Below are 26,193 nucleotides of genomic sequence, written 5' to 3' on the forward strand. Positions count from 1 at the left end.
AAAATAAATTTATTTGATTTGAGCTTGACAAATTCGCTTTTATTTAATGCAACGCTAGTGATTAATGAAAGAAAATGACATAATACTAGATTTTAATCAATATTAAATTTTTTTAGTTTATTTTACATAAAACTTCTATAAAACGAGATAAAATTTTATGTTGACATGGTAATTTTCTTGTCTTAGACTCAAGTTATGAAACATGTTTCACTATTTGGAAAATAAATAATAAAGCATGTTTTCATATAGAAAAATTTGAAGTCTGTTTCATCCTAGAGAAAATACATGCGAGCTTATGGATTCAAATGCATACTAAAAATTTTGAGTAAATTTTGTTATTTTATGTAAAACGCTTCCTTATGGTATGTATAAAACAGCTGATCATCGAAAGGGTGGGTGTTAATGGCTAATATGAGACAAATTGCAAAACAAGCTGGTGTGGGGATAGCAACTGTTTCCCGGTACATTAACAACACCGGATATGTAAGTGAAGAAGTAAAGGCAAAGATCGAAAAGGTTATAGAGGAAGTTCATTACAGACCAAATGAATTAGCCAGGGCCATTTTCAAGAGGAATTCCAAAATTATTGGACTCTTAGTCCCTAATATTTCAAATCCTTATTTTAACGAAATGGCATTGATCATCGAAGAGTATGCAAGTAATTTAGGATTTTCAATTTTCTTGTGTAACACAAACGATGATCCGAAAAAAGAAAGGGCTTACATAAACGTGTTACAGGGGCATCGGGTAGCGGGAATCATTACGGTACGCAGCCAATGTAAAGAAGAATATACCTCTCAGGATATTCCAGTTGTTTCTTTTGAAAGTCATATTTCTGAAAAAGTAATCACTGTGGCTACTGATAATTACACGGGGGGAAAGATCGCTTTTGAACATCTTTATGAAAGCGGATGCAGAAAGTTTGTTCATGTAAAGGGACCTGATTTTTCTGAAGCAATAAATGCTCGCTCTCTAGGTTTTATAGAAAGTGCTAGAGAAAAAAACCTAAGCATTGACATTATTAAATTTGAGACAGATTTTCAAAGAAAAATGCTCGAGGCCAATATCAAAATTCTCGAAGACATTGAAAAGTTTGATGGAATCTTCGTATTTAATGACATTGCAGCTGCTACAGTAATTCGGTATTTTCAACAAAAAAACATTCAAATCCCTGAACAAGTACAAGTAATTGGATTCGATAATAGCTATATTGGGGAATTCCTTTATCCTTCGTTAACCACAATTGAACAATCTGTTTCAGAAGTTGGAAAAACAATGGTTAAGGTCCTAATTAAAATGATTAAAGGGGAGGCCATTAAACAACGAAATATCATGATTCAACCAAAACTGATCAAAAGAGAGACCACTGTAGGCATAAACGTCTGACAAATTATAAACCCTTTTCCTTAGTAATGGAGGTGTGATCATGGAAATAAAAATGACTGAAATTTATAAAAGCTTTGGAAACGTTCAGGTATTGAAAAATGCTGGGATTCATGTAAAGGAAAAAGAAATACATGCACTTATGGGCGAAAATGGTGCGGGTAAATCCACATTGATGAAAATATTAACAGGCGTCTATATTAAAGATGCAGGTAATGTTGAAATTAATGGGGAAATCCAAGAGTTTAAAAATATTAAAGATAGCGAAAATATGAAAATAGCTTTTATTCACCAGGAACTTAATGTGCTTAACGAAATGAGCATTGTTGACAATATGTTTTTAGGAAAGGAAATAAAGAATAGATTGGGTCTTGTTGATAAAAAATCGATGGTTAAACTGGCTAAAGAAAAGCTTCTTCTACTTGGCTTGGATATTGATCCTAATACACTTATAAAAGATATTTCCATTGGTAAAAGACAGCTTGTTGAAATTGCCAAGGCGCTGTTAATGGATGCTGAACTCATCATAATGGATGAACCTACGGCTGCATTGACGGATAAAGAAATCGATTTGCTATTTAACATTATAAAAAGTCTGAAGGATAAAGGGGTTTCGTTTGTTTATATTTCACACAGGATGGAAGAAATTTTTGATTTATGCGATGAAATTACTGTAATGCGAGATGGGGCATTTGTTGCGCAGAAAAAAACGACCGATACATCCTTCGAGGAAATTGTTAGCTTGATGGTGGGCTACGACTTGGATGATCGTTTCCCTAGGGTAGAGGTGGAAGCTGGGGAAGTAATATTATCGGTCAAAGGGTTAACAAAAAAAGGAAAATTCGAAAATATAGATTTCGAGCTTAGAAAGGGAGAAATCCTTGGCTTTTCTGGATTAATGGGTTCCGGCAGAACGGACGTAATGCACGCAATCTTTGGAAGTACTCCTTTCGATTCTGGGTCAATTTATATTAATCAGAAAGAAGTGAAGATTAAATCCCCAATTGATGCTAAGAAACTAGGAATTGGCTTTATCACTGAGGACAGAAAGAATGAGGGACTAATTTTGAATTTTACGGTCGCTGAAAATGCAGTTTTACCGTCCTTGTCTTCTTTTACAGAAAACCGATTAGTTAAGGAAGGAAAGATTTCAGGAATAGTGGATGAATACATAAAAAAATTAAGGGTGAGAACGCCTGGCCAAACGATCGAAGTTGGTAAGTTAAGCGGCGGTAATCAGCAAAAAATTGTTCTAGCCAAATGGCTGATAACAAACCCGCAGATCTTAATCCTTGATGAGCCAACAAGGGGTGTTGACGTAGGTGCAAAGAAAGAAATTTACGATATTATTAACCAGTTGAAATTGGCTGGAGTTGCAATAATAGTAGTTTCTAGCGAACTCCCCGAAATAATAGGGGTTTGTGATCGTGTGGCAGTCATGCATGAAAAGAAGCTCAAAAAAATATTTGATATCAAAGAGGCAACCCAAGAAAAGATAATGGAATATTCCACAGGTGGAGGGATATGAGTTGGAGAAAATAGGATCGATTTATAAAAAATATGGAACATTTATTGTTTTACTTGCTTTAGTGTTCATTATATCCTTAACGAATGCTAAATTTTTAACAATGTATAACTTCTTAAATATATTCCGCCAGGTTTCTATCAATGGTCTTATTGCTTTTGGTATGACTTTTGTTATTCTGACAGGCGGTATTGATTTGTCGGTAGGCGCCATATTAGGACTCGCGGGTATGATAATGGGCATTATGATTTCAGGTGGAACTCCGGATGTAATTGCAATCCCAACTGTCCTCGCCATAGGCGCCCTACTTGGATTGTTTAATGGTGTTTTGATTTCCAAAGTAAACCTCCAAGCATTTATTGTGACTCTTGCAACAATGACGATGTATAGAGGTATTACGATGATCGTGTCAGATGGGATCCCTGCAATGGGCTTAACAGCAAACTCACCAGTCCTTGATTTCTTCAGCCAGGGAAGCGTGTTAGGCATTCCATTTCCAATGATTGTTTTCATCGTTATCTTTTTTATATTATTAGTCCTTCTTCAAAATACAGTTTTTGGCCGCGGAGTTTATGCCATTGGTGGCAACGAAGAGGTCGCACGATTATCTTCTTTGCCAACAACCCGAATAAAAACATGGGTTTATGTAATTAGTGGGGTCATGTCAGCTTTAGCTGGTGTAATTTTGACGTCGCGTTTAAGCTCATCGCAGCCTACTGCTGGGATGGGATTTGAATTAGATGCAATTGCTGCTGTCGTTATTGGTGGAACAAGCCTTGCTGGGGGGAGAGGAAGACTTTTTGGCACATTCATAGGGGTACTTATTATAGGTGTTTTAAATAATGGACTTAATATCATTGGTGTGTCGGCCTTCTATCAGCAATTCATAAAAGGGCTAGTTATACTTCTTGCGGTGCTTTTAGACCGGAAGAGTGCTAGATAAATTAAAATATCAGGAGGGGTACAAAATGAAAAGGCTTTCTTTAATTTTATTAGCGGTTCTTCTGCTGATTTTGGGTGGATGTAGCCAGGAATCAGGTGGAGACGGAAAAAATGACAAGGAAAAGAAGATTGCCCTACTTATGGCAGACTTAGGAAATCCATTTTTCCACGTACTTCGTGACGCTGTTGTTAACCAGGGTGAGGAATTAGGATATGAAGTGTTAGTATATGATGGTCAAAATGATGCATCCAAGCAGCCCTCACAAGTAGAAGATGCGCTTCAAAAAGGAGTTAATGCCATAATCATAAATCCTGGTGATGAGTCCTCAGCCGCAAATGCTTTAAAGGACGCAATTACACAAGATGTTCCAGTTGTTACAGTTGACAGATCTGTAGATGTAGATGGGGTTCTTTCTTATCTGGTAACAGATAACACAAAAGGTGGAAAACTTGTTGGTGAATGGCTTCAGAAGAAGATGCCTGAAGGCGGCAAAGTTATTCATATGGAAGGTGTTATTGGAACAGCGCCACAACGTGAACGTGGGGGCGGTTTCTTAAGTATGATTGATCCTTCGAAAAACAAGGATAGCAAATTTGAGATTATCGATACAACAGTAGGCGACTTTTCTATGGCGCCTGCTGAAGCGGCAATGTCCGATTTATTAGCAAAGCATGATGATATTGATGTTGTTTTTGCACAAAATGATACAATGGCAGTTGGTGTTGTACGCGCAATTGAAACAGCTGGAAGACAAGATGATGGAATTGTTGTTATTGGTTTTGATGGTGCTAAAGAGGCATATGATTTGATAGAAGAAGGTAAAATGTCTGTAACAGCTGTACAGGATTTCGAGTTCATTGGTTCAGAATCTGTAAAATATGTAGATGATTTCTTAAAAGATGGAAAAAAACCTGAGGAAAAAGTTCTTGTTGATGTCTATATGTCAGATGAAAAGAAATAAAACAATCTAACACGATATAAAAACGAATCGTTGTTCAAATGTCCCCCTTTATCTTCTATTAAATAAAGGGGAATTTTTCTTAAGTTCGCAGAATCGTAGGCTCTGTCAAAGTGCAGAGGGTACTTTATATATAGAGTAGTTGAGAATGTTACATAAGCGCTGTCTGCCTGCAGACAACTAAATATAAGGAGGGATACTTTTTGGCACGTATTGCTGTGATTGGCAGTATTAATATGGATTTGGTAGTTGAAACGGATAAGAGTCCCAAAAAGGGTGAAACTGTATTGGGCAATCAGTTTTTTACCTCCCATGGTGGAAAAGGGGCGAACCAAGCGGTGGCAGTTGCAAGGCTCGGCGGCTCTGTGACCATGTTTGGCTCATTAGGAAATGATCAGAATGGAAAAAGCCTAAAAGATAATTTAGTTTTAGAAAGCATTGAAACAACGTATATAAACATGTTGGATAATGTTTCATCTGGAGTCGCTGTTATAGAGATTTGTGAGAAAGATAATCGAATCATTGTAATACCAGGTGCAAATCAACATACAAACATTGAGTATTTGTCTACGGTAAAGGAAGTTCTCTTAAACTTTGATGTTATTATTATGCAGATGGAAATCCCGATAGAAGCTTTACAATTCATAATAAAATTTCTTTCAGAAAATAAGAAAGTCATTATCCTTAACCCGGCCCCCGCTCTACCTTTACCAGAAGATGTCTTGAGTCAAGTAACATATATAACGCCAAATGAACATGAGTATAAGATTGTGTTAAATACGTCTCACGATATAGAAGCAAGCTTGAGAAGGTATCCCAATAAATTGTTAATTACGTGCGGAGAAAAAGGGGTTAAGTACCACAATGGCAGCAATGTTGAGACCATCCCTTCCATCAAGGTTGATGTTGTTGATACTACAGGTGCAGGGGATACATTTACTGCAGCATTTGGAATTGCAATTTCTGAGGGAAGGCCGCTTCATGAAGCTATACGTTTTGCAAACATTGCTGCCGGGCTTTCAATTACGAAAATTGGTGCCCAGCAAGGGATGCCAACACGCAAGAGTGTCACCAAATTACTTGATTCATAATTTTTAAGATTGAAACGCTAACAACGCGAATGCTTAATCAGTTTGGAGTTGATAAAAGATGAAATATGTTATCGGCATTGACTTAGGAACTAGTGCGGTTAAAACTATCCTTGTTAATGATACTGGGGAAGTAATATGTGAAAATTCTAAGTCTTATCCTCTCATTCAAGAAAAATCGGGTTATAGTGAGCAGGATCCTGAGCAATGGATCGCACAGACCAAAAATTCAATAACTGAGTTAGTTGCACATTTTAAAGGAAATGTAAGGGACATAGAAGGGATCAGTTTTTCGGGTCAAATGCATGGATTAGTCCTCTTGGATCTGAATTATAAAGTTCTGCGTAATGCTATCCTTTGGAATGACACGAGAACTAGTCCTCAATGTAAATTGATAACCGAGCAGTTTGGAGAACAAATACTGAAGACAACAAGGAATAGGGTACTTGAGGGTTTCACATTGCCGAAGATTGTTTGGGTCAAGGAAAATGAACAAGAGATCTTTAACCAAACCTCCATCTTTCTTCTTCCAAAGGATTACATCAGATTTCGTTTGACAGGCGACTTAAGCAGTGAGTGTTCCGATGCAGCCGGGACTTTGCTACTGGATATAGCAAAGAAGGAATGGAATATAGAAATATGTAAGGCATTCGAAATCCCCATTGAAATATGTCCTCCACTTGTTGAATCACATTCATTTTCCGGGACTTTACTGGCAGATGTGGCTAGGGAGATCGGGCTATCAGATGAAACAAAAGTATTTGCCGGAGGAGCAGATAATGCCTGTGGTGCCCTGGGTGCCGGAATACTGTCATCAGACTTTACATTATGCAGCATCGGCACTTCGGGAGTTGTTCTTACCTACGAAGATGATAAAGACAGAGATTATGGGGGGCGACTCCACTTTTTTAACCATGTCAAGGATGATTCCTTTTATTCAATGGGTGTAACTCTATCTGCGGGCCAAAGCTTAACTTGGTTTAAGGAAAACTTTGCAAAAAATGATTCTTTTCAAAAATTACTTGAGGAAATTCAGCATGTTCCAATTGGTTGTGATGGACTTATGTTCACTCCATATTTATTCGGTGAAAGGACTCCTCATGCGGATGCTACTATACGTGGAACCTTTTTAGGGATAGATGGAAACCATAGAAGAGAACATTTTGTAAGAGCAATAATAGAAGGAATAACTTTTTCACTAAATGAGTCAATACAAATATTCCGTGATGAAGGCAAAGCTATTGAAAACATTATATCCATCGGCGGGGGAGCGAAAAGTGATATATGGCTACAAATACAAGCCGATATTTTTAATGCAAAAGTGCTTAAGATAAAAAGCGAACAGGGACCAGGTTTAGGTGCAGCCATGCTTGCTGCATATGGTTGTGGCTGGTTCAAATCGTTGGACGAATGTGCAAAAAGATTTATTAATATCTCTTCTGAATTTCATCCAAATCCCGACAATGTAAAGAAGTACAGCATACTGTTTAATATTTATAGAGAAATCTATTCTAATACGAAGGAATTAAATCAAAAATTGGTTGATTTCAGAATGAAGTAAGATTGAAGTACCATCTAGCTAAGCTAAGCAAAATGCTGGGGCAGGTGCCAATCCAGGTTACCTGTCTTTTGGTTTTTACAGTGTTTAAAGATCCACAATACTAAACAAATAAGGTGGATATAAGATATCATGTAATTTATAAAGAGATCACTACTCGAAGACAGGTGAATGACATGTATCATGGCCTTCTCAATGAACTATTGCATATAACCAATGAAGAGAAAGTCATCCTGGAGCGAAGGAAAAAAGTCAGCAAAGAACTGTATACAAGCAAGACCAATTTTATTATTGAGAGTGAGAAATTTCTTAGCAAAGATAAAATGATCATGGTCCGCAAGCATACAAGGTTTGTTGATTTCCCATTGCACAAACATGATTATATAGAGGCCAACTATGTCTTTAATGGGGAACTAAAGCAGACAGTAGGAGGAAAGCCAATTACCTTGAAAAAGGGCGAGCTCCTGTTATTGAAACAGCATATCGAACGCTGCGTATTCCCAATCGCTTTAATAATTTCGGACCAATGGTAAAGGAAACGAGACCTGAAAAAATCTCAAAGAATACCGTAGTTGAGGTATAACCTCCCAGCTCATTTGATAAGGTTAAAGCAATTGGAAGTGTGACAGATCGGGGGATTAAAGACGCCAGTAACTGTTGAGTTAAATGGAATATTTGCGCTAGCCCAATGACAGAGATGATCCCCGGCACCGTACCGCAAACAACTCCTGAACAGATTTTATTAAAGTTCTTTTTTAGGAACGACCACTGTTTGTATAGCGGAACAGCTAGAGAGACAACCGCAAGTTCCAAAAGCTTATTAAAAACGAGGCTTCCTTGCTGATAAGTGTCCTCATGGATTTGACAGGCAAGCAATAAAAAAACATATATTTTTCTATCTGCTCCAAATAGATTGTTGAATAGCGTCAAGGTGATTCGGGCGTATGGTAACAGCCCCTTTTCGTGCATTCATTTATGTTTATTTTGGAAAGAGGCCGGATATCGAGGGAGAGAATCAAACTGTTCTTTTTTTCAGTCATTTCGCTTTTGCTGAAGGCTTAGGATCAAGCTTTTTGGAAATAAATAGACAAAGCCATCCAGAACCTAACACGCAAGCAGCCAATGGAAGTGCATAGAACATAAAAATGGCCCAGACGAAAAAATATACGCCCCAAGCGATAGAGTTGCCTATCCGGTCATTAAAAGGAAACTAGAACAAAATTCACGCATCTTAGATCAGCCTTCTTTTTCATGTTTATAATCAATATCTTTTGTTGCTCGAATGCCACGCTTACAACTAATCATGATTCCAATGCTTATAATAAAGGAATCATAATTGTAAACAGGGTGCCCTCATTTAAATGACTTGACACTTTCCAATGTCCGCCCATCTCTCTGATGATTTGCAGCGTAACCATTAATCCAAGTCCGGTGCCTTTCTCTTTTGTAGAATAATAAGGCAATCCGAGGTTTTCGATCTGCTGTGCACTCATTCCTTCACCATCATCAGCTATCATGATTTCCACCTGTTGGTTGTACGTATGTATTTTCACATTTACATGTCCATTAGGACTTGCTGCTTCAATAGCATTCTTTATAAGATTCACGAACATCTGTTGCAGTTTGCCAGGGGAGCCGATCACAACAGCACGGTCACAAATATCCACAGATACATGAACACCGTGGAGAACCGAATAGGATGAGAGTGATTTAATCGACTGTATTGCTTCCGAGGAAACATCCACATGACAAAGCTTTTCAATATCCTGGATTTTTCCAAATGCAAGGTAGTCAGAGATGATTGCGTTTGCCCGGTCCAATTCGTTGAGGCAGACGTTTAGGTAGCCCCTCTCAGCAGTGCTCATGTTTTTGGATAATGATAGAAGTTGAATAAAACCCCGTACACTTGTCATAGGGTTCCTTATCTCATGAGCAACGCTTGCAGCCATTTGTCCTACTACATGTAGTTTTTCATTTTTTCTGATTTCTTTCAAAAGCTTCTTTTTCTCCCGATAAGATTCCATCAGGTGGATGGTGAGCCACACTGTTATGCCATTTGCAATGACAAAACAAACATAGCTGCTTAATCTAACGAAATTAATTGGCTGTTCAAGCAAGATCGTTCCAAGAAATGGAATTGACGCGGATGAAACAACAAGGAAAAGTACCGATAGCATGATTTTCTTTTTTCGTCCCCAATGATGAAAACGACTGCGGAATCTGCACATAACAAAACTTGATAAGAACATCACAATAAAGGCTGGTATCATTCCGGTTCCGCCTATAACAAAGCGGATGACAAAGAAAAATATAGTTACATGGATTCCTACGGCAGTGCCGCCGTAAATAAAAGATAGAAACCATGGAACCATCCTTAAATCAAGGAAAATTCCATCATCTAGTTTAACGGAGAATGCAATAGATAAACCCATTGTAATGGCACAAATGTATCCCCAGTACGAATGTTCATTTTTAATTGTTTGTCTATCATTTGTTAGTGCCAGATAAAGAATAATCGGGAACAGTACCATTAACATTTGGATAAGGATATTGTTATACTGGAAGCTCATCATGTCTACCCCTTTATGTTGCAACATTTGTTCACATTTCTGTCAAAAAATTTTCTCTACTCTTTTTTAATACATTATTTTTTCATTTAAGGCAATCATCTTTAAAAGTTTTGTTATAGCAATATCATATTTCTCTCTGCCAACAAGGGGAAGGATATGATTCTACTGTAGAATTTATCGTGAGAGAAAAATAGTGCAATGTGGCTTAGAAGTTGCTTAAAAAATACAAAGGTTGGACACGAAGCGATGAACAGCTTTTGGATTTAACTTCATTGATTCATAAAAAAACACTAAAGCAGTTTTTTTCTAAACCTGACTGCCTGCTATCATTGTCAATAATGCAAAATGAAAAAACAATGCGTTCACTAAATAAAGATAAAAAATGTAATTTATCAAGAAAGCTAAACCTTATGATGCTCTGCATTGGGGGTTTTTATTTTGTGTGCAAAGTGATTTTTCTCATTTAATGGAGGCAGGTTAGTTCAGCCACGCTACACATCCTTTTTTGATTAATAAATTATAAAAAGCATCATCAAGGTTACATTAAAAAAACAGGGAGGTGATGAATTATGGAACAAGGAAAAGATAAGGTTCAAAAAATCAGTGGGCGCAATCCCGATGCAGCTGCTCTTGGTAATCCGGAGGTCGCGGCACAGGTAGAGGTGACAACGAATGACGATGAAATACGAAAAGGTGACGGTCGGTACGTACCGGAAATAGGGGAAAGCACTAAACAATAATGATTGTATAAAGATCCTATTTCTATTCAAACCAACGGAGGCTTTGCTTGAATAAGTGAAAATAGTTCATTTCCCTAACTCCATTAAAATGCAGAAAATCCCTATTTGTCATGACATAAGGGATTTTCCTATGCCTAAAATCCAGCACTTTAACCGAGAACACATTTTTTTAAGCAATTAGTCAACATTTAACAGTCTCCATATCATGAAAAAAAGACGCTCTCTAAAAGAGCGTCTTTTATATTTCGAACAAATGTTCGTTTTGTGGGACATTCAAATTAAAAGTGCGTAACCTCAACTTCTATATTATTAGTATAAATTAAAAAAAATTATAAGTCTATATATAATTTTGCGAATATTTTATTATATGGATACCTGGCCGGGAAATTGTGGTAAGCGTTTCTTGAAGTATATGAACGTTTACGTTAGAAAAGAGGGGAATTTATTGAAGTTGCAATTATGGAATGCCAATTTAAAAATTCGATTAATTGGCGAGGGGCTGTTCAACCTATTATATTGGATGTACTTTCCTTTTATTGCGGTCTACTTTAGCGAAGCGTTAGGCAATCACATGGCAGGGATGTTGATGACGATTCCGCCACTAATAGGTATCCTTGGCAGCATGGTTGGAGGTGATCTAACAGACAGGTTGGGACGTCGCCCTGTCATGTTGCTAGGTTCTTCCCTGAAGATGGTTATGTTCGCATTGTTTGCCATGTCCAGTTCACATTGGGTTAATTATTTCGCATTTATCGGAGTTGGATTAGGAGGCGCCCTTTATGGACCTGCCAGCGATGCGATGGTAGCTGATCTAGTACCCGACAAGGATCGGAAGCAGGTTTTTGCCACTTTTATTACGGCTAATAATATTGGTGCTGTATTGGGGCCTGCATTGGGGGCATTTTTTTTCTTTCATTATCGAAGTGAACTATTGTGGACTTGTACAATCGTCATGCTGCTCTACTCTATTATTATATTTCTGAAAATTCATGAAACTATGCCAAATACCACAAAAAAGGTAGTTCAATTGAATGCCATTTCAACTTCTATTAAAGAACAATGGAAAGGCTATGGAATCATCTTTCGTGATAAAATATTTGTCCTTTATATTTTGGCAGGCGTCTTTTCGATTATCACAATTATGCAATTGGATCTGTATTTAGCAATATATGTAACCGATTATGTCCCGTCGCAACCACTGTTCACTTGGAATGATTGGTCGTTTATGCTTACTAGCACAGAAGTTTTGGGATGGATGTTGGGGTTGAATGGGCTATTGTTTGTTCTATTTGTCTTGCCTGTTACAAAATGGTTAAAACATTGGAGAGATCGAGACGTGTTCATTCTTTCATCGATCTTGGCTGGAGTGGGGATGTTTGCAGTTGGACTAACGACTAACATTTGGTTAATGTTTGTACTCACTATCGTTTTTACGTTTGGAGAAATCGTTCGTGCTCCGGTGATAAATAACTTTGTCAGTGATTACGCTCCTGAGCACGCCAGAGGGCAATACATGGGCGCCTCCAGATTACAATTCACTATTGGAAGATTTTTAGCTCCCTTGACAGTTTTTTTATCTGCATGGGTGGCTCCAATGGGCGTTTTCAGCGTCATACTCGTCTGTGCGTTAATTAGTTTAGCCCTCTATATTCAACTTTTTAAAATTTATGTGCAATGACATTTTTAATCACGCTCTTTAATAGAAATTTTTTTGAGAACAGGTTTCTGATCGAAGTAACGGGAGATATAATTGAAGAACAGTTGCCATTTCCAGGCGTTTTTTTATGTAAACAAAAGGGGCAGGTTAACAAGTAAATCCCATTTATCCCCAAAAACTGAAAGGAGTTTATTAGTCATTGGGGATAAAAATGCTACCGTGATGCTTTTCCGGATTCTACTTTCAAAAATTTTACCAGACATGAAATTGTAGATACAAAGCAAGCTACTGAATTATTGTTTTCCATTGATATATATCAAGATACTAAACACGGTATAATCTTATACAACGAGCAGAATAAACCAAGCTATTTGCTATTTGCTGCATTCATAGATGAAAGTCCAGCCGCTCATTGAAAAAACAAGGGGGATTTATTTTGGATTTAACTCAATTTACTTCAGGGAAGATCCATTTGAATCAATATGCTACTCATTTAAAACAAAATGGAGCATCTATTCACGTGCATTATTGGGGCGTTATGCCAAAGCATTATGATAACCTGCGGCATAAACATTCTTTTTTTGAAATATGTTATGTAGTTGAAGGTAAGGGAAAATATTTAGACGATGGCCAGACCCATTCACTGCAGGAAAACACAATGTTTCTTTCAAGGCCGGACGTTTTACACCAAATAAAAAGCGAACAAGGACTGTTTCTCCTCTATGTTGCATTTGAATTAATAGAATCAGAATCAAGCGAACAATGGATCAGGATCATGGAGGAAGCCAAGACTTGTTCCAGAGTGAGTATAGAGGTAAAAGATGATACGACCGCTGCATTGCTTTGGAAATCTATGCTTATTCAATCAACAAAGCTTGAGCATATTTTTTTTGAAGAAATTTTAAATAACTTGGCTTTCTCGCTGATTGCCTCGTTACTGCAAACTTTTGTACATTACTCACATAATGATCATCATCATAAGATATTGCCCGAAGCGTGTTCACCTCTGCTTAATCAAGCTACACTTTACATCAAAGATAATCTATCACAATCGTTAAAGCTTACTGATGCGGCTCGTCATTTCCATATTTCCGGTCGGCACTTGTCACGATTATTTGTATCGGAATTAGGTGTAAGTTACTCGGAGTATGTTCAAAATGAGAGGATTCAGAGAGCGGCTACATTACTGAAAACCACAGACTTGTCGATCAAAGATATTGCTGAAAAAACTGGTTTTACAACTGTTCATTATTTTACGCGCGTATTTACTTCTGCACTGAATTCGTCACCTGGACGTTTTCGTGCTCTCTATACAGACTTGAAAACAACCACATATAATGATGAAGCTAATTGAAATCTCCCACTTTTAGGTATGCATTTGAAGTGGGGGATTTCTTGTTAATGAAGGGATCACATAGAAGATGTCTTCATAGTGCAAATAGTTGTCTTTATAGTACAAAGACAGTGAATGCCTTATTGCCCTACAATCACTATTATAAATAATGAATTTTATTTTTTTGCATGAAAAGTAAGCGATTACATTAATGTTTATCTGGTGGGGGGAGGAATGATCATAGTGTTGTAAATGAAGTGCTTATTTTACATGATGTCTTAAAAATACAAAACGGTGTGGCATTTATAGTAAGTATGCCGTTCTGCCTTAGAACAGACTTGTAATAGTGGATGGGATGGAGAATCTCAAGGTTATACGGTTTAGCCAATATGATTGTTACAACATAACAAAGGGGGAATATATGTATGAAACTAAGTAAAAAAGCAGTGACAACTTTCTATCTGATTTTGGTATTTATTTTAGCTGCTTGCAGCGGTGGGGAACAAACGACTTCCAAAGTCGAAGGTAAATCAGGTGGGGCTGGTGATAAAAAGGTGATTGGGATCTCTCTGCAAAATTTCAGTGATGAATTCAGGACATACATGATCGATGCGATGAAGGAAGAAGAGAAAAATCATCCCGATTTCAAGTTTATGTACAGCGATGCGCAAAATGATAGTGCAAAGCAGATGAACCAGATTGAAAATTTTATTGCACAGAAGGTGGATGCTATCATATTTACTCCCGTAGATACAGTGGCAGCAGTAGATATACTGGCACGAGTCAATGAGGCTGGCATCCCAATTATTGTCTCAAACCAGACATTTGACGGTGTAGAAGATGCTACTGCTTACGTTGGTTCAGAATCTATTGAATCCGGTCTGCTGCAAATGGAAAAAGTGGCCAAATTGCTTGACGGTAAAGGTAATATCGCCATTATGCATGGACAAATGGGACATGAAGCGGAAATTATGAGAACAGATGGAAACAAGGAAATCATTGCAAAGAATCCGGGAATGAAAGTTGTTTTGGAAGATACTGCTGAGTGGAACCGTGAAAAAGGGTTAACGTTAATGGAAAACTGGTTGCATTCCGGTAAAAAAATAGATGCCGTTGTGGCTAACAACGATGAAATGGCGATCGGAGCGATCATGGCTCTTGAAGCAGATGGGAAACTTGATGAAGTGATAGTTGCGGGAGTCGATGCCACACCAGCTGCTTTAGAATTTATGCAATCCGGCAAACTCGAAGTGACCGTCTTCCAGGATGCGATTGGCCAAGGAGTGGGCAGTATACAAACAGCTGTAAAAGCAGCAAACGGTGAACCAGTCGAAGATGTGATCGTTCCTTATAAATTGGTAACGCCAGACAATGTAGAAGAGTACGCAGAGATTTATAAATAATCGTTGATTGCAAGAGTAATAATGGCTTCAATTTTACGGATACGCTGGAATCAAATCTTTAATGGTTTAGATAGATTGAATATTATTACTAGTTAATTAATACCGAACATCTTCAGGAAACTGTGCGGAATTTCAGATAAAAGCAAACCCATTGAACACATTTATAGATTTCAAAAAACGTAGAAAAGCGACATAGATGGAAGTGGATCATATGAGTACTCTGAATTCAAAAACAAACAGATTTGTATTTTTGCTAGTCTCATTTATTCTTTGGTTTTCGCATTTTATCTATGTTCCTATTTTGTCTCCTTATATTGAATCAATGGGAGGCAAATACACTTTTATTGGTATAGTTTTGAGCAGCTATGGGCTCATGCAATTTATATTTCGGCTTCCGATTGGGATTTGTTCTGATCTTATCAAATTAAGAAGGCCATTTATCATCTTTGGGATGTTAACAAGTGCATTTAGTTGTTTGCTATTTGCATTGACTGATAGCTTGGGGTTGGTACTTTTATCGCGCTCCCTCGCCGGAGTTGCCGCAGCAACCTGGGTTGCTTTCACTGTACTATACTCCAGTTATTTTGCTGATCGGGAAATTCATCGTGCTACGGGCAGCATTTCGTTTGTTATTGTGCTGGCGCAACTCCTGGGCATGAGTGTAAGTGGTTATATTGCAACTGAATGGGGATGGCACGTTCCATTCTGGGTAGGCGGGATCGTGAGTATCATCGGTGCCGCACTCTCCTTCTTCATTTATGAGCCAAAGGAAGGAATAGTGAGGGAGCCGGTTAAAATAAAAGATCTAATCTCCGTCATGAGAGAACCGCTGTTGCTTAAGATATCATTATTGTCGATTTTGGCGCACAGTATCATTTTTACTACCATGTTTGGTTTCATCCCTGCCTTTGCATTAAACATTGGTCTTCAGGCCAGTGATATTAGTCTAATCGTGTTTTCGTTTATGATTCCCCATGCAATCGCAACTCTTTTTATGGGGAAGGTAGTTGTACCGATTTTTGGTCAATGGAAATCCTTGAAGATCGCATTTTTGGCAACTTCATTTTTTACATTCGTCACACCATTTGTTGATTCAAAAATTTGGCTTTGCATGGTCCAAGCTTTTAATGGTTTCTCGCTCGGACTACTTTTCCCATTGCTGTTAGGAATGGCGATCGAATCTATCTCACATGAAAAAAGAGCAACAGCAATGGGGGCATACCAGGCATTGTATGCAATCGGCATGTTTACCGGTCCATTTCTTGCAGGTGTATTGAATTCAATGATGGGAATAGCGGCCGGGTTTTATTTTGCCGGCATATTGGGCCTGCTGGCCGCCTTATTGGTTGTGTTTTGGAATAACAGTGAAGAACATTACAAATCTATTAGCTTAAATAGCGGAAGTTAAAGTTATTGAATATGAGGGGGAGATTGTAGTGATGAAGGCCGGTCTCGTTACGGATATTTTGGGCTGTATGCCGTTGGAAGAAATGCTTGATACATGTGTTGATTTAGGGTTTGAAGCACTTGAGTTGGGGTGCGGAAACTGGTCCAAAGCGCCACATGTTGATTTGGAAGGGCTGATCGAGAGTGCAAATCAACGGGACAGATTTCTAAACGCTATAAAAAGCAGGGGTCTTGAAATAGTCGCTTTGAATTGTTCAGGCAATCAGCTTGACCCAACTGAAGCAGGAAGAGCACATAAGGAGGTAGTTGAAAAAACCTTTCAGCTTGCCGAGTTATTGGGAGTAAAAACAATTGTCATGATGTCCGGTTGCCCTGGCGGCGGCCCAAAAGACGCGACACCGAATTGGATCACGCATACTTTCCTGCCCAGGCATGATGAAATTTTAGAATGGCAATGGAATGAGGTTGCGTTCCCATACTGGGAAAAAGCTGCGAAGCTGGCAAAAGACCATGGCGTTCAAAAAATTGCGATTGAAAACTTGGGAAACAATTTAGTTTACAACCCGGAAACACTTTTTAAGTTAAGAAACCAGGTTGGCGAAATGGTTGGAATGAACTTTGACCCAAGTCATTTATTTTGGATGGGCAGCGATCCGATCCTCGCCGCAAGGGCATTGGGTAGTGCTATATACCATATCCACGCTAAAGATGTGCGAATAGAAAGAGGAATCAATGACGTCCATGGGCTTCTTGATGTTAAACCGATGGAGAGCTTTGCGACACGTTCATGGAATTACGTCGCACTGGGACATGGGCATGATGTGAGCTGGTGGAAGGAATTTTTCACCGTCGTGAAAATGACTGGCTATGATGGTCCGGTCGTTCTTGAAATGGAAGATTTAACGATGAATCCTCTTACCGGTGTAAAAAAATCAATGCATGTTCTCAAAGAAGCGTTACCAAGAGAATTTGAAATACGCATGGCACAGAAAACGTTCTAACCGGTTGTGGTCATGTGTTTATGATCAAATATATAAAGCTGAACATAGGAGGGAATTATGATGACATTGAGATTGGGAGTAATCGGAACAGGTGCAATCGGACAGGATCATATCCGGAGAATCACTGATTCGTTAACAGGAGCGGAGATTGTTGCCGTCACAGACATTAATGCAGCACAAGCTCGCGCAGTAGTTGAAAACGAAAAGATCAATGCGAAGGTTTATGAAAATGGGCATGATGTCATTAATGCTACTGACGTGGATGGAATTCTGGTCACTTCCTGGGGCCCTTCACATGAAGAATTTGTGCTCGCATCCATTACTGCAGGAAAACCTGTGTTTTGCGAAAAACCACTTGCCAGGACTGCTGAAGGCTGCAAAAGAATCGTTGATGCAGAGATAGCACATGGCAAACAGCTGGTTCAAGTAGGTTTTATGCGGCGGTACGATAAAGGTTACCGTGCATTGAAAAATGTCGTAGATAATGGAAAAGTCGGGGCGCCGCTGATGGTTCATTGTGCGCATCGTGCTCCATCTGTTTCAAACTTCAGTGGTGATATGGCAATTACCGATGCTTTTGTACATGAAATAGATGTTTTGCGATGGTTGCTCAATGACGATTATGTTTCTGCCCAGGTGATCCTGCCAAAAAACACTACCCTTGCAGATAAAGGACTTCAGGATCCGCATATTGTTTTATTGGAAACAAAGCAGGGAATCCGAATTGACACAGAAATCTTCGTCAATTGCCAATACGGATACGATATCCAATGCCAGGTCGTTGGTGAAACGGGCACGGCAAATTTACCTGAGCCATTGAGTGTTCTTTTGCGCAGTGAAGCAAAACTATCAACCGAAATTTTAGTAGATTGGAAGGATCGCTTTATCGATTCCTATGATACTGAGCTCCAGGAATGGATTAATTCAACTGTAAAAGGCGAAATGCATGGTCCATCAGCCTGGGATGGTTTTGTTGTCGCCGTGACGGCTGATGCTTGTGTAAAAGCAAAGCACACAGGTGAGATCGTGCCAATTACAATGCCGGAACGTCCTGTATTCTATGATAAATTTTTTGTTTTGCAATGATTGTAGCGTAGCATTGCGGTGCTTGGTGATGAAGAACCAAAGAAGCTGAATTGGAATCTTGAGCGTATTTTGAGTGATGTAAGTGCGTTGCTTCATTAAAATTAAATGACATGTATTTTCCTAGTGCCGAACATATCGAACCGGATTTGTTCGGCTTCGTTTGTTTTGATAGAGAATCAACCAGAAAAATTAACAAAATCATTAGAACTTGGATCATTTGTAGGAGATTCAGAAAGTTAAATAACAGGAATGTTAAGAGTATTGATAGAATGTTCGGAGTTAAATTTTCAAATTAAACATTATATAAATGAAATATATAGGAACATATCAGCTGTCTAACCTATCAGCTATGATAGTAAGGTTAGGCAGCTCAATTTATGTATGTTTTGTTGTATTACAATTAATACATCGTTTCGTCCAGAAAATATTTGGCTTGTATAATAATTCTTTTATTTATGTTGTTACCCGTGTAAATTTCGTAATGTAATGAGCTAACCAGAAAAACGGAAAAAGTTGCCAAATACACAGAATTATGCAGGAGGATATGAGAATAACTGTGCGTTTTCAGTCGAAAAATTGCTTTATAAAATTCATTAACCTAGAAGTGTATAAGCCCAATGTGAAATTTAATAACCTAATATGTTTGTTTAAAGACTGATTTAATTAATACTTTTTTCAAGCGCCCTAAATACCTCTGATAACCTCGTTGTATTGTCATCAATTTCATGTCTGTTATTACTTTCATATTCAAAGATCAGCGGATTTCCAATTATAATTTTTATTTTCTTATTAGTGAACAATTCTTTCAGATTGGTGGGTCCTGAATAGGCCGCTGGTACAATTGGCACTTTCCCCATTTTGGCAATCGTCACAGCTCCTCTTTTTAGTGGAGCTTCCTCCGATGTTCGGGTTCCAGAGGGAAATATCCCAACATTTTTCCCATTTTTTAATAATTGAATAGGAACTCTAATACTGCTTGTTCCCGGATTTTTTCGGTCTACCGGAAAGGCATTTATAGCTGTTAAGAACCGGGAAAACAATGCATTGCGAAATAATTCTTTTTTAGCCATGAAGTGAATTTGTTCAGGCAAGATGGCAGCACCAAGAGCGACAACATCGACCCATCCCCGATGTGTACAGGCAATTATATAACCTGGATTTTTCGGTAGATTTTCTTTGTTAACAATGATAAATGCTCCTCGCATTTTTAATATGACTTTTAGTATGTTCGTGATAATTCTATACATATTTTTCATCCACCTAACAATTCCAATTTAGTTAATGCTCCATTTTCAGTGAATCCTCTGCCAATACCATAAAGAACAATTTTGTCATGCTTGTTTATCTTCCCGGCTAAGTTAGACCCCCGGGCATAAAGCTTATACATATGAAACCGTAGTGATAATACTGCGTGAGATTGAACCATATCGTATACCTCCATTATTTATTTTATCACTAAGTATTAGTACTAGGTATTAAAAAAGAAAGTTTTTACGAATTGGAGCATTAATCCTCTTTTAATATAAAATAAAGAAAACATATACAATAGAAGGAGTTTGATGGATAGTGCAAAAATTTACTACCTTTTTAATGTTCGATGGCAAAGCTGAAGAAGCAATGAATTTTTACACGACTGTATTCAAAAATTCAGAAATTCTAGGTATTGCCCGCTATGGAGCAGCTGGCCCTGGTGCGGAAGGAACAGTGATGCATGCTACTTTCTCACTGAACGGACAGGAGTTTATGTGTATAGATAGCAATGTTAAGCATGACTTTACGTTTACTCCTGCTATCTCAATATACGTAGCATGTGATTCTGAGGATGAAATTGATGAAGTATATGAAAAGCTATCACTAGATGGCGGAGTGCTTATGCCGTTAGCTCAATATCCATTCAGTGAAAAATACGGTTGGGTCATTGATAAATTTGGTGTGACATGGCAGTTAAACCTGGGAAATAAATAAGGTTAACTTGGAGGTAGAATGACTGGATCCGAACAATCTCATTGAACATGCTGATCACTTAAATATCGAGGGCGCGGATGCGAGGGTTTAAATTTAAAAGCAGAGGTTCCAAACGCCGGGCATCTGTTATCAGGTAAATTTTAAGGATAGAAAGATTGGTTAAAAGCAACACAGGGATGGCGTAATGCTCGTCATCCCGTTGACTAATAAAGGGATAAATCAAAACCGGATAGGAGACTCGTATGATGAAAAAGTACAGAATCGCGGTAATCCCGGGAGATGGTATCGGGCCGGAGGTAGTGGCAGAAGGAATTAAGGTATTAAATAAAGTGGCAGAATTGGATGGCAGCTTTGAATTTGAATTTACTTATTTTCCTTGGGGATGTGAATATTATAGCCAATATGGAAAAATGATGGAGGATGATGGGCTGGAGCAGCTTAAGGACTATGATGCAATATACCTTGGTGCTGTTGGTTATCCGGGCGTTCCTGACCATATTTCCCTGTGGGAGCTTTTGCTGAAAATCCGCAAGGGTTTCGATCAGTATGTAAACCTTCGCCCGATCAAATTGCTGGAAGGAGCACCATGTCCTCTAAAGGATGTTTCCCGAGAGCAGATTGATATGCTGGTCATCAGAGAAAACAGTGAGGGTGAATATGCTGGTGCCGGGGATTGGCTTTTTAAAGATCAGCCTCATGAAGTGGTTTTGCAAACCGGTGTTTTTTCAAGAACTGGAGTGGAGAGAATCATTCGCTATGGATACGAAGAGGCCCGAAAGCAAGGAAAATCGCTGACCAGTATCAGCAAAGGCAATGCGTTGAATTATTCGATGGTATTCTGGGATCAGGTGTTTGAAGAGGTCGGTACAAAAGGAGAGCCAGCATGCGACTTGCTGATCGGCCGGGTTGTCCAGTATCATATCGAAAATAATTTATATGAACAGGGCAGAATCAACCAGAATATGCTTGCTGCTGTCAGCCGCCTGGCAGGCAACGACTATGCCATAATAGGAAAAGTTTTCTCGATCAAGAGGCCGAAGTAGCCTGATATAGCTAAACAAACGAGAAAACCGTACTGCCTCGGAAGTATACAAAGGAGTACATAGCGAATAATTTTTTGAGGGTGTTCCAAAAGCTTAGCTTTTGAAACATCCTCTTTTTCTAGTAAGTAAGAAAACATCCCTTCGTTCCATTATTATGCCACGACCCTACTAACCGCGCCCCGGGACACAATTGACAAACCACCTTCATGAGAAAGTGATAAGATCTTTTAATATCAACACAAGAGTAGCTCGGCATTCTATTTATAGTTGAGTAAAGTTTTATTAAAATATTGTGTTATCTACACAAACATCCAATCCTCTGACTTAGTACCCGATCGAAAAGTATTGCTCACACGAAATATAATTAGCACTATTTACATACGAAAGTTACAAGTTGTCGGAATATTAAGTAATCAACACTCATACACATTACTATCAACTGAAATCAACAACAATACACAAAACATCCAACAAAAATTTATAGATTCCCATGGCATGATGTGGTTTTTTAAAATAACCCAACATAAATGTAAAAAGGAGTTGTTCATATGTTTGATTCTGTAAAAGGAAAGACTGTTATCGTCACTGGCGGCAGTAAAGGGATTGGAAAAGGAATCGCACGGACTTTTGCGAATCATGGAGCGAATGTGGCGATTGTTGCAAGAAATCTTGCTGCTGCAGAAGCATGTGCAGTTGAACTTAATCGGGGGAATGGCAAAGTTTATGCACTTTGTGGGGATGTTACAGACCGTGGATCCATGGAGGCAGTGGCTAAACAGGTCAATGAAACATTTGGCAGCATCGATGTGTTATGTGCGAATGCCGGAATCTTTCCTTCAGTAACCCTTGAGCAAATGACAACCGAAGATTGGGATACTGTCATGAATACTAATGCGAAGGGAACTTTGCATGCTGTACAAGCGTGTATACCATACCTAAAACAAGCGACATATGGACGTATCGTGATTACCTCTTCGATTACTGGCCCTGTTACCGGTTACGCGGGTTGGTCGCACTATGCAGCGAGCAAGGCAGCACAACTGGGTTTTATGAGAACAGCGGCATTGGAGCTGGCTGGTGATAATATCACGGTAAATGCGGTGCTGCCAGGAAATGTACTTACGGAAGGATTAGAAGGTTTAGGGGATGATTATCTGCAAGAGATGGCATCAGCCATTCCAATGCAAAAATTAGGGAGTGTCGAAGATATCGGTTATGCTGCGCTATTTTTAGCATCAAAGGAAGCAGGCTTTATCACAGGGCAGACGATCATTGTTGATGGCGGTCAAATTTTACCTGAAAATTAAAAAAATAGTGATATTTTTAATAGCTGTTGAAATGTTTAGTGCTCCAATTCATTAACGTAATAGGTGGTACTAAAAATGTCATTATCCTTTAAGGAACGCAAAATAACGATATTGGAAGCTTTAGCAAGAGAAGAAAAGGTGCAGGTCCGGGAACTGGCCAATAAACTTCAGGTTTCCGATGAAACGATCCGGCGTGATTTGGATCGGCTTGAAAAAGAAGGCATACTGAAGAAGGTTTATGGAGGAGCTGTAAAAACGAAGATCAATAGTTGGGAATTACCCTTTGACCAAAAAACAACTATTAATATAAGAGAAAAACAAGCCATTTGCAGGACGGCGGCGCAATTGGTTGAAGATGGTGACATTATCATGATAGGTAATGGGACCACACCATTAGAAATTGTTCATCACTTAGCGGATAAAAATGATATTACACTGATTACCCATTCTATTCCTGTTATGTTGATAGCCATGGAAGTATTTAAAGGTCGTATGATTTTTACCGGCGGGGAATTTGAAGGAAATCAAAAATACACCAGCGGCCCCCTCTCTGAAAGGATGCTTGAGATGCTGAAGGCAAATAAAGCGTTCATATCTGCAGGGGGAATCTCAACCGTCAACGGAATTACAGACTATGATATCAGCGGATCAAGCATCTCCCGGAAAATGATTGAACGTGCTGACGATGTCTTTATACTGGCTGATCATTCCAAGTTCGGAAAAACGACCTTCGCCTATATGTGTTCCTTAACAGATGCGTCAATGATCATTACCGATAAGAGTTGCCCTGAGGAATGGAAAAAGATTTTAGCTGAAAAAGAAATTGAACTTTTGATAGCAGATGAAATGTAATTATAAAGGGATATTTATTGTAACCAACACACAAAACTGGTTTTAAAGAAGCGGGGAGAAGACCATGATCAAACAAAGAAATAAGGATTCTATTCTTGAACAATCTATTAATTGGTGGAATCCTGGGAAAACAAAGCAATGGCAGAACGATGGCATTGATTTGGTAATGGGAAAACGTGAAGGATATTATTTCTACGATATCGATGGAAAAAAGTTAATGGACGTCCATTTAAATGGCGGGACATATAATCTGGGCCATCGCAATCCAGAAATTATTGCCACTTTAAAAGAAGCCTTAAATGAATTCGATATTGGAAACCACCATTTCCCTGCTATAACCCGCGCCCAGCTTTCAGAAGATCTTTCTAAATGTACACCGGACGGCTTACAGTATTCGATTTTCTCAAGTGGTGGAAGTGAAGCGATAGATGTTGCCATAAAATGTGCCCGTTATGCGACAAAACGAAAAAAAATCGTGTCCATTCTATATGGTTACCATGGACATACTGGACTGGCAGTATCTTTGGGAAATGAACGGTATTCCCGTCCCTTCTTAAGCGAAGGGAATCCAGAGGATTTTATTCATGTGCCTTTTAATGATTTGGAGACAATGGAGATGGTCCTTTGTCATGAAGATGTTGCCTGTGTGGTAATCGAAACCATTCCGGCTACATACGGTTTTCCTCTTCCGGAAAATAGCTACCTCGCTTCCGTCAAAAGTATGTGTGAAAAATATGGCTCTTTTTATATCGCTGATGAAGTACAAACTGGCTTAATGCGTACTGGAAAACTATGGGGGATCGACCACTATGGGGTTGAGCCCGATATTTTAGTAACTTCGAAGGGATTAAGTGGCGGTATATATCCGATCGCAGCCACCGTGGTCAACAAAAAAGCAGGAAACTGGATGAATGAGGATGGCTTTGCCCATATCTCGACATTTGGAGGTTCGGAGCTGGGCTGTATTGTCGCAATGAAGGTTTTAGAGATATCACAACGCAAGGAAGTAAAACAAAACGTCGATTTTGTCGCGCGCTATTTACGAACAGGACTCGAAACAATCAAAGAGCAATATTCTGATTTTATGGTGGGAATTCGTCAATTAGGCGTTGTGATGGGACTGGAATTCAGTCATCCAAAAGGAGCAATTTATGTTATGCAGTGTCTATATAAAAATGGAGTGTGGGCGATTTATTCGATGCTTGATAATAAGGTTCTGCAATTTAAGCCTGGATTGCTTTGTGATAAAGATTATTGTGATGAACTGCTTTCACGCTGTGAACTAAGTATTAAACAGGCAGCACAAATGGCTTATAGCTATAACTAACGCATAGAAGGGAGAAGTAAAATGAGCGATTCATCCGTCGACCCTTTAAAAGAGTCGGTAGAAAAATTTAATCAAATTGCTAATAGCGCTATCCATTTATACCCCTTTTTGTCCCAAGCTAAGATTCAACTTCTCAATTACTCGGAAAATGCTACCTATCTAGTGGACAATTCCGTCACAGGTAAAAATTATGTATTGCGGGTGGGACGTCCCGGATACCATAGCAAATCTGAAGTTGAAAGTGAGCTCGCATGGTTGAGATCAATAGATGCACACTCTTCTATCACGGTTTCATTACCTATTGCCGGAAGTAACGGTGATGATGTTCAGGTAGTAGACCATGAACAAAACCCATACTACTGTACCTTGTTCACTTTTTTAGAAGGCAGTGCCCCGGATGAAGATAATGAAAATGAACTCATCAAACAATTTGAATTTCTGGGTGAAATTACAGCTCAATTACATGAACATAGTGTCAATAACAGGAAAAACCTCACACATCTTAGCCGACTGACTTGGGACTATGAAACAATTCTTGGGCCAAACCCGAAGTGGGGAAGATGGCAGGATGGTTTAGCAATTACACCTGAAAGAGCGAAATTGTTTTCCAAAGTATCAGAAAAAATTAAAGAAAGACTTGATCGCTTTGGAAAAGGGCCTGATCGATATGGATTAATTCATTCAGATTTACGGCTTGCGAATTTACTTGTTGAACGCGATCAAATAAAAGTGATTGATTTTGATGATTGCGGTTTTGGCTGGTATCTTTATGATTTGGCTACCTCGTTAAGTTTTATCGAACATAAATCATATGTGCATGCGCTAATTGATGCATGGTTAACAGGTTATCGAAAGCTTCGTTCTCTGACTGAAGAGGAGGAACTTGAAATCCCTACTTTTATTATGATGCGCAGATTACAGCTAATAGCCTGGATCGGCAGTCGGGATAATGAAACGACCAGGGAATTAGGGAGTGGTTTTACAGTTGACACTGACTCTTTGGCAGAAAAATATGTACAATATGCAGAAATATAATTTCTGCACTAA

23 protein-coding genes and 1 pseudogene are annotated in these 26,193 nt (G+C 38.7%); 20 read left to right on the forward strand and 4 right to left on the reverse strand.

The window, feature by feature from the left end:
- The first annotated feature begins 402 nt into the window (after positions 1-402).
- From CU635_RS17725 to CU635_RS17755, 7 genes are all read left to right on the forward strand, one after another.
- Positions 403-1,386 carry a LacI family DNA-binding transcriptional regulator gene (locus CU635_RS17725; protein WP_101578718.1) on the forward strand — a complete coding sequence of 328 codons (984 nt, stop codon included), beginning with the start codon at positions 403-405 and terminating at the stop codon, positions 1,384-1,386.
- A 40-nt stretch (positions 1,387-1,426) separates the two neighbouring features.
- Positions 1,427-2,911: a sugar ABC transporter ATP-binding protein gene (locus CU635_RS17730; RefSeq protein ID WP_101578719.1), complete on the forward strand. Its 1,485-nt coding sequence runs from the start codon at positions 1,427-1,429 to the stop codon at positions 2,909-2,911.
- 1 nt (position 2,912) lies between these two features.
- The gene (locus CU635_RS17735; RefSeq protein ID WP_245917520.1) at positions 2,913-3,851 is read left to right on the forward strand and encodes an ABC transporter permease; all 939 of its coding nucleotides are present in this window, start codon (positions 2,913-2,915) and stop codon (positions 3,849-3,851) included.
- Between the two features lie 25 nt (positions 3,852-3,876).
- Positions 3,877-4,812 (forward strand): sugar ABC transporter substrate-binding protein, encoded by a 936-nt coding sequence (locus CU635_RS17740; protein ID WP_101578720.1) that lies wholly within the window; start codon positions 3,877-3,879, stop codon positions 4,810-4,812.
- Positions 4,813-5,012: 200 nt separating this feature from the next.
- Positions 5,013-5,900: a ribokinase gene (rbsK, locus tag CU635_RS17745; RefSeq protein ID WP_101578721.1), complete on the forward strand. Its 888-nt coding sequence runs from the start codon at positions 5,013-5,015 to the stop codon at positions 5,898-5,900.
- 58 nt (positions 5,901-5,958) lie between these two features.
- Positions 5,959-7,458 carry a xylulokinase gene (gene xylB, locus CU635_RS17750; protein ID WP_101578722.1) on the forward strand — a complete coding sequence of 500 codons (1,500 nt, stop codon included), beginning with the start codon at positions 5,959-5,961 and terminating at the stop codon, positions 7,456-7,458.
- 173 nt (positions 7,459-7,631) lie between these two features.
- On the forward strand, positions 7,632-7,988 hold the full coding sequence (locus tag CU635_RS17755) for a cupin domain-containing protein (protein ID WP_180956612.1): 357 nt from the start codon (positions 7,632-7,634) through the stop codon (positions 7,986-7,988).
- On the opposite strand, the gene CU635_RS17760 is transcribed toward CU635_RS17755, so the two are convergent.
- Both CU635_RS17760 and CU635_RS17765 read right to left on the reverse strand, forming a co-directional pair.
- A complete protein-coding gene (locus tag CU635_RS17760; RefSeq protein ID WP_101578723.1) occupies positions 7,897-8,424 on the reverse strand; it encodes an LrgB family protein in 528 nt (175 codons plus the stop codon). The two genes, CU635_RS17755 and CU635_RS17760, sit on opposite strands and share 92 nt — an antisense overlap.
- A gap of 347 nt (positions 8,425-8,771) precedes the next feature.
- On the reverse strand, positions 8,772-10,025 hold the full coding sequence (locus tag CU635_RS17765) for a sensor histidine kinase (RefSeq protein WP_180956603.1): 1,254 nt from the start codon (positions 10,023-10,025) through the stop codon (positions 8,772-8,774).
- A 569-nt stretch (positions 10,026-10,594) separates the two neighbouring features.
- Between CU635_RS17765 and CU635_RS23460 the strand changes: the two genes are divergently transcribed.
- The 7 genes from CU635_RS23460 to iolG all read left to right on the forward strand — a co-directional run bounded on the left by CU635_RS23460 (position 10,595) and on the right by iolG (position 18,652).
- A complete protein-coding gene (locus CU635_RS23460; RefSeq protein WP_180956604.1) occupies positions 10,595-10,765 on the forward strand; it encodes a hypothetical protein in 171 nt (56 codons plus the stop codon).
- A gap of 445 nt (positions 10,766-11,210) precedes the next feature.
- On the forward strand, positions 11,211-12,443 hold the full coding sequence (locus CU635_RS17775; protein WP_180955470.1) for an MDR family MFS transporter: 1,233 nt from the start codon (positions 11,211-11,213) through the stop codon (positions 12,441-12,443).
- Between the two features lie 415 nt (positions 12,444-12,858).
- Positions 12,859-13,776: an AraC family transcriptional regulator gene (locus tag CU635_RS17785; RefSeq protein ID WP_101578727.1), complete on the forward strand. Its 918-nt coding sequence runs from the start codon at positions 12,859-12,861 to the stop codon at positions 13,774-13,776.
- A gap of 404 nt (positions 13,777-14,180) precedes the next feature.
- Positions 14,181-15,158: a sugar ABC transporter substrate-binding protein gene (locus CU635_RS17790; protein ID WP_101578728.1), complete on the forward strand. Its 978-nt coding sequence runs from the start codon at positions 14,181-14,183 to the stop codon at positions 15,156-15,158.
- A 211-nt stretch (positions 15,159-15,369) separates the two neighbouring features.
- The gene (locus CU635_RS17795; RefSeq protein ID WP_101578729.1) at positions 15,370-16,566 is read left to right on the forward strand and encodes an MFS transporter; all 1,197 of its coding nucleotides are present in this window, start codon (positions 15,370-15,372) and stop codon (positions 16,564-16,566) included.
- Positions 16,567-16,597: 31 nt separating this feature from the next.
- The gene (locus CU635_RS17800; protein WP_101578759.1) at positions 16,598-17,566 is read left to right on the forward strand and encodes a sugar phosphate isomerase/epimerase family protein; all 969 of its coding nucleotides are present in this window, start codon (positions 16,598-16,600) and stop codon (positions 17,564-17,566) included.
- Positions 17,567-17,626: 60 nt separating this feature from the next.
- Positions 17,627-18,652 carry a bifunctional inositol 2-dehydrogenase/D-chiro-inositol 1-dehydrogenase gene (iolG, locus tag CU635_RS17805; RefSeq protein ID WP_101578730.1) on the forward strand — a complete coding sequence of 342 codons (1,026 nt, stop codon included), beginning with the start codon at positions 17,627-17,629 and terminating at the stop codon, positions 18,650-18,652.
- A gap of 659 nt (positions 18,653-19,311) precedes the next feature.
- On the opposite strand, the gene CU635_RS17810 is transcribed toward iolG, so the two are convergent.
- Together CU635_RS17810 and CU635_RS23465 are read right to left on the reverse strand one after the other, a co-directional pair.
- Complete coding sequence (locus CU635_RS17810; RefSeq protein WP_101578731.1) at positions 19,312-19,899, reverse strand: lysophospholipid acyltransferase family protein; 588 nt, start codon at positions 19,897-19,899, stop codon at positions 19,312-19,314.
- Positions 19,900-19,904: 5 nt separating this feature from the next.
- Positions 19,905-20,078: a hypothetical protein gene (locus CU635_RS23465; RefSeq protein ID WP_180956605.1), complete on the reverse strand. Its 174-nt coding sequence runs from the start codon at positions 20,076-20,078 to the stop codon at positions 19,905-19,907.
- A gap of 137 nt (positions 20,079-20,215) precedes the next feature.
- Between CU635_RS23465 and CU635_RS17815 the strand changes: the two genes are divergently transcribed.
- The 6 genes and pseudogenes from CU635_RS17815 (at position 20,216) to CU635_RS17840 (ending at position 26,181) form a co-directional block, all read left to right on the forward strand.
- Positions 20,216-20,617, forward strand: a complete 402-nt coding sequence (locus CU635_RS17815) for a VOC family protein (protein ID WP_308303535.1) — start codon at positions 20,216-20,218, stop codon at positions 20,615-20,617.
- 245 nt (positions 20,618-20,862) lie between these two features.
- A pseudogene (locus CU635_RS17820) lies at positions 20,863-21,480 on the forward strand (isocitrate/isopropylmalate family dehydrogenase); the annotation flags it as partial.
- Between the two features lie 728 nt (positions 21,481-22,208).
- On the forward strand, positions 22,209-22,967 hold the full coding sequence (gene fabG, locus CU635_RS17825; RefSeq protein WP_101578732.1) for a 3-oxoacyl-ACP reductase FabG: 759 nt from the start codon (positions 22,209-22,211) through the stop codon (positions 22,965-22,967).
- Positions 22,968-23,042: 75 nt separating this feature from the next.
- Complete coding sequence (locus CU635_RS17830) at positions 23,043-23,819, forward strand: DeoR/GlpR family DNA-binding transcription regulator (protein WP_101578733.1); 777 nt, start codon at positions 23,043-23,045, stop codon at positions 23,817-23,819.
- A 64-nt stretch (positions 23,820-23,883) separates the two neighbouring features.
- The gene (locus CU635_RS17835; RefSeq protein WP_101578734.1) at positions 23,884-25,146 is read left to right on the forward strand and encodes a class-III pyridoxal-phosphate-dependent aminotransferase; all 1,263 of its coding nucleotides are present in this window, start codon (positions 23,884-23,886) and stop codon (positions 25,144-25,146) included.
- 21 nt (positions 25,147-25,167) lie between these two features.
- Entirely contained in the window at positions 25,168-26,181 is a 1,014-nt protein-coding gene (locus CU635_RS17840) for a phosphotransferase enzyme family protein (RefSeq protein ID WP_101578735.1), read from the forward strand.
- Positions 26,182-26,193 lie beyond the last annotated feature (12 nt).

This window comes from Bacillus canaveralius, assembly GCF_002860125.1.
Classification (GTDB): Bacteria; Bacillota; Bacilli; order Bacillales; family Cytobacillaceae; genus Bacillus_BJ; species Bacillus_BJ canaveralius.

What these genes read in the sequence shown, in the direction of transcription:
- CU635_RS17725 (WP_101578718.1), top strand. Translation starts at nt 403, where the DNA reads ATGGCTAATATGAGACAAATTGCAAAACAAGCTGGTGTGGGGATAGCA.
- CU635_RS17730 (WP_101578719.1), top strand. Translation starts at nt 1,427, where the DNA reads ATGGAAATAAAAATGACTGAAATTTATAAAAGCTTTGGAAACGTTCAG.
- CU635_RS17740 (WP_101578720.1), top strand. Translation starts at nt 3,877, where the DNA reads ATGAAAAGGCTTTCTTTAATTTTATTAGCGGTTCTTCTGCTGATTTTG.
- xylB (WP_101578722.1), top strand. Translation starts at nt 5,959, where the DNA reads ATGAAATATGTTATCGGCATTGACTTAGGAACTAGTGCGGTTAAAACT.
- CU635_RS17755 (WP_180956612.1), top strand. Translation starts at nt 7,632, where the DNA reads ATGTATCATGGCCTTCTCAATGAACTATTGCATATAACCAATGAAGAG.
- CU635_RS17760 (WP_101578723.1), bottom strand. Translation starts at nt 8,424, where the DNA reads ATGCACGAAAAGGGGCTGTTACCATACGCCCGAATCACCTTGACGCTA.
- CU635_RS17765 (WP_180956603.1), bottom strand. Translation starts at nt 10,025, where the DNA reads ATGAGCTTCCAGTATAACAATATCCTTATCCAAATGTTAATGGTACTG.
- CU635_RS23460 (WP_180956604.1), top strand. Translation starts at nt 10,595, where the DNA reads ATGGAACAAGGAAAAGATAAGGTTCAAAAAATCAGTGGGCGCAATCCC.
- CU635_RS17790 (WP_101578728.1), top strand. Translation starts at nt 14,181, where the DNA reads ATGAAACTAAGTAAAAAAGCAGTGACAACTTTCTATCTGATTTTGGTA.
- CU635_RS17795 (WP_101578729.1), top strand. Translation starts at nt 15,370, where the DNA reads ATGAGTACTCTGAATTCAAAAACAAACAGATTTGTATTTTTGCTAGTC.
- CU635_RS17800 (WP_101578759.1), top strand. Translation starts at nt 16,598, where the DNA reads ATGAAGGCCGGTCTCGTTACGGATATTTTGGGCTGTATGCCGTTGGAA.
- iolG (WP_101578730.1), top strand. Translation starts at nt 17,627, where the DNA reads ATGACATTGAGATTGGGAGTAATCGGAACAGGTGCAATCGGACAGGAT.
- CU635_RS17810 (WP_101578731.1), bottom strand. Translation starts at nt 19,899, where the DNA reads ATGTATAGAATTATCACGAACATACTAAAAGTCATATTAAAAATGCGA.
- CU635_RS23465 (WP_180956605.1), bottom strand. Translation starts at nt 20,078, where the DNA reads ATGGTTCAATCTCACGCAGTATTATCACTACGGTTTCATATGTATAAG.
- fabG (WP_101578732.1), top strand. Translation starts at nt 22,209, where the DNA reads ATGTTTGATTCTGTAAAAGGAAAGACTGTTATCGTCACTGGCGGCAGT.
- CU635_RS17830 (WP_101578733.1), top strand. Translation starts at nt 23,043, where the DNA reads ATGTCATTATCCTTTAAGGAACGCAAAATAACGATATTGGAAGCTTTA.
- CU635_RS17835 (WP_101578734.1), top strand. Translation starts at nt 23,884, where the DNA reads ATGATCAAACAAAGAAATAAGGATTCTATTCTTGAACAATCTATTAAT.
- CU635_RS17840 (WP_101578735.1), top strand. Translation starts at nt 25,168, where the DNA reads ATGAGCGATTCATCCGTCGACCCTTTAAAAGAGTCGGTAGAAAAATTT.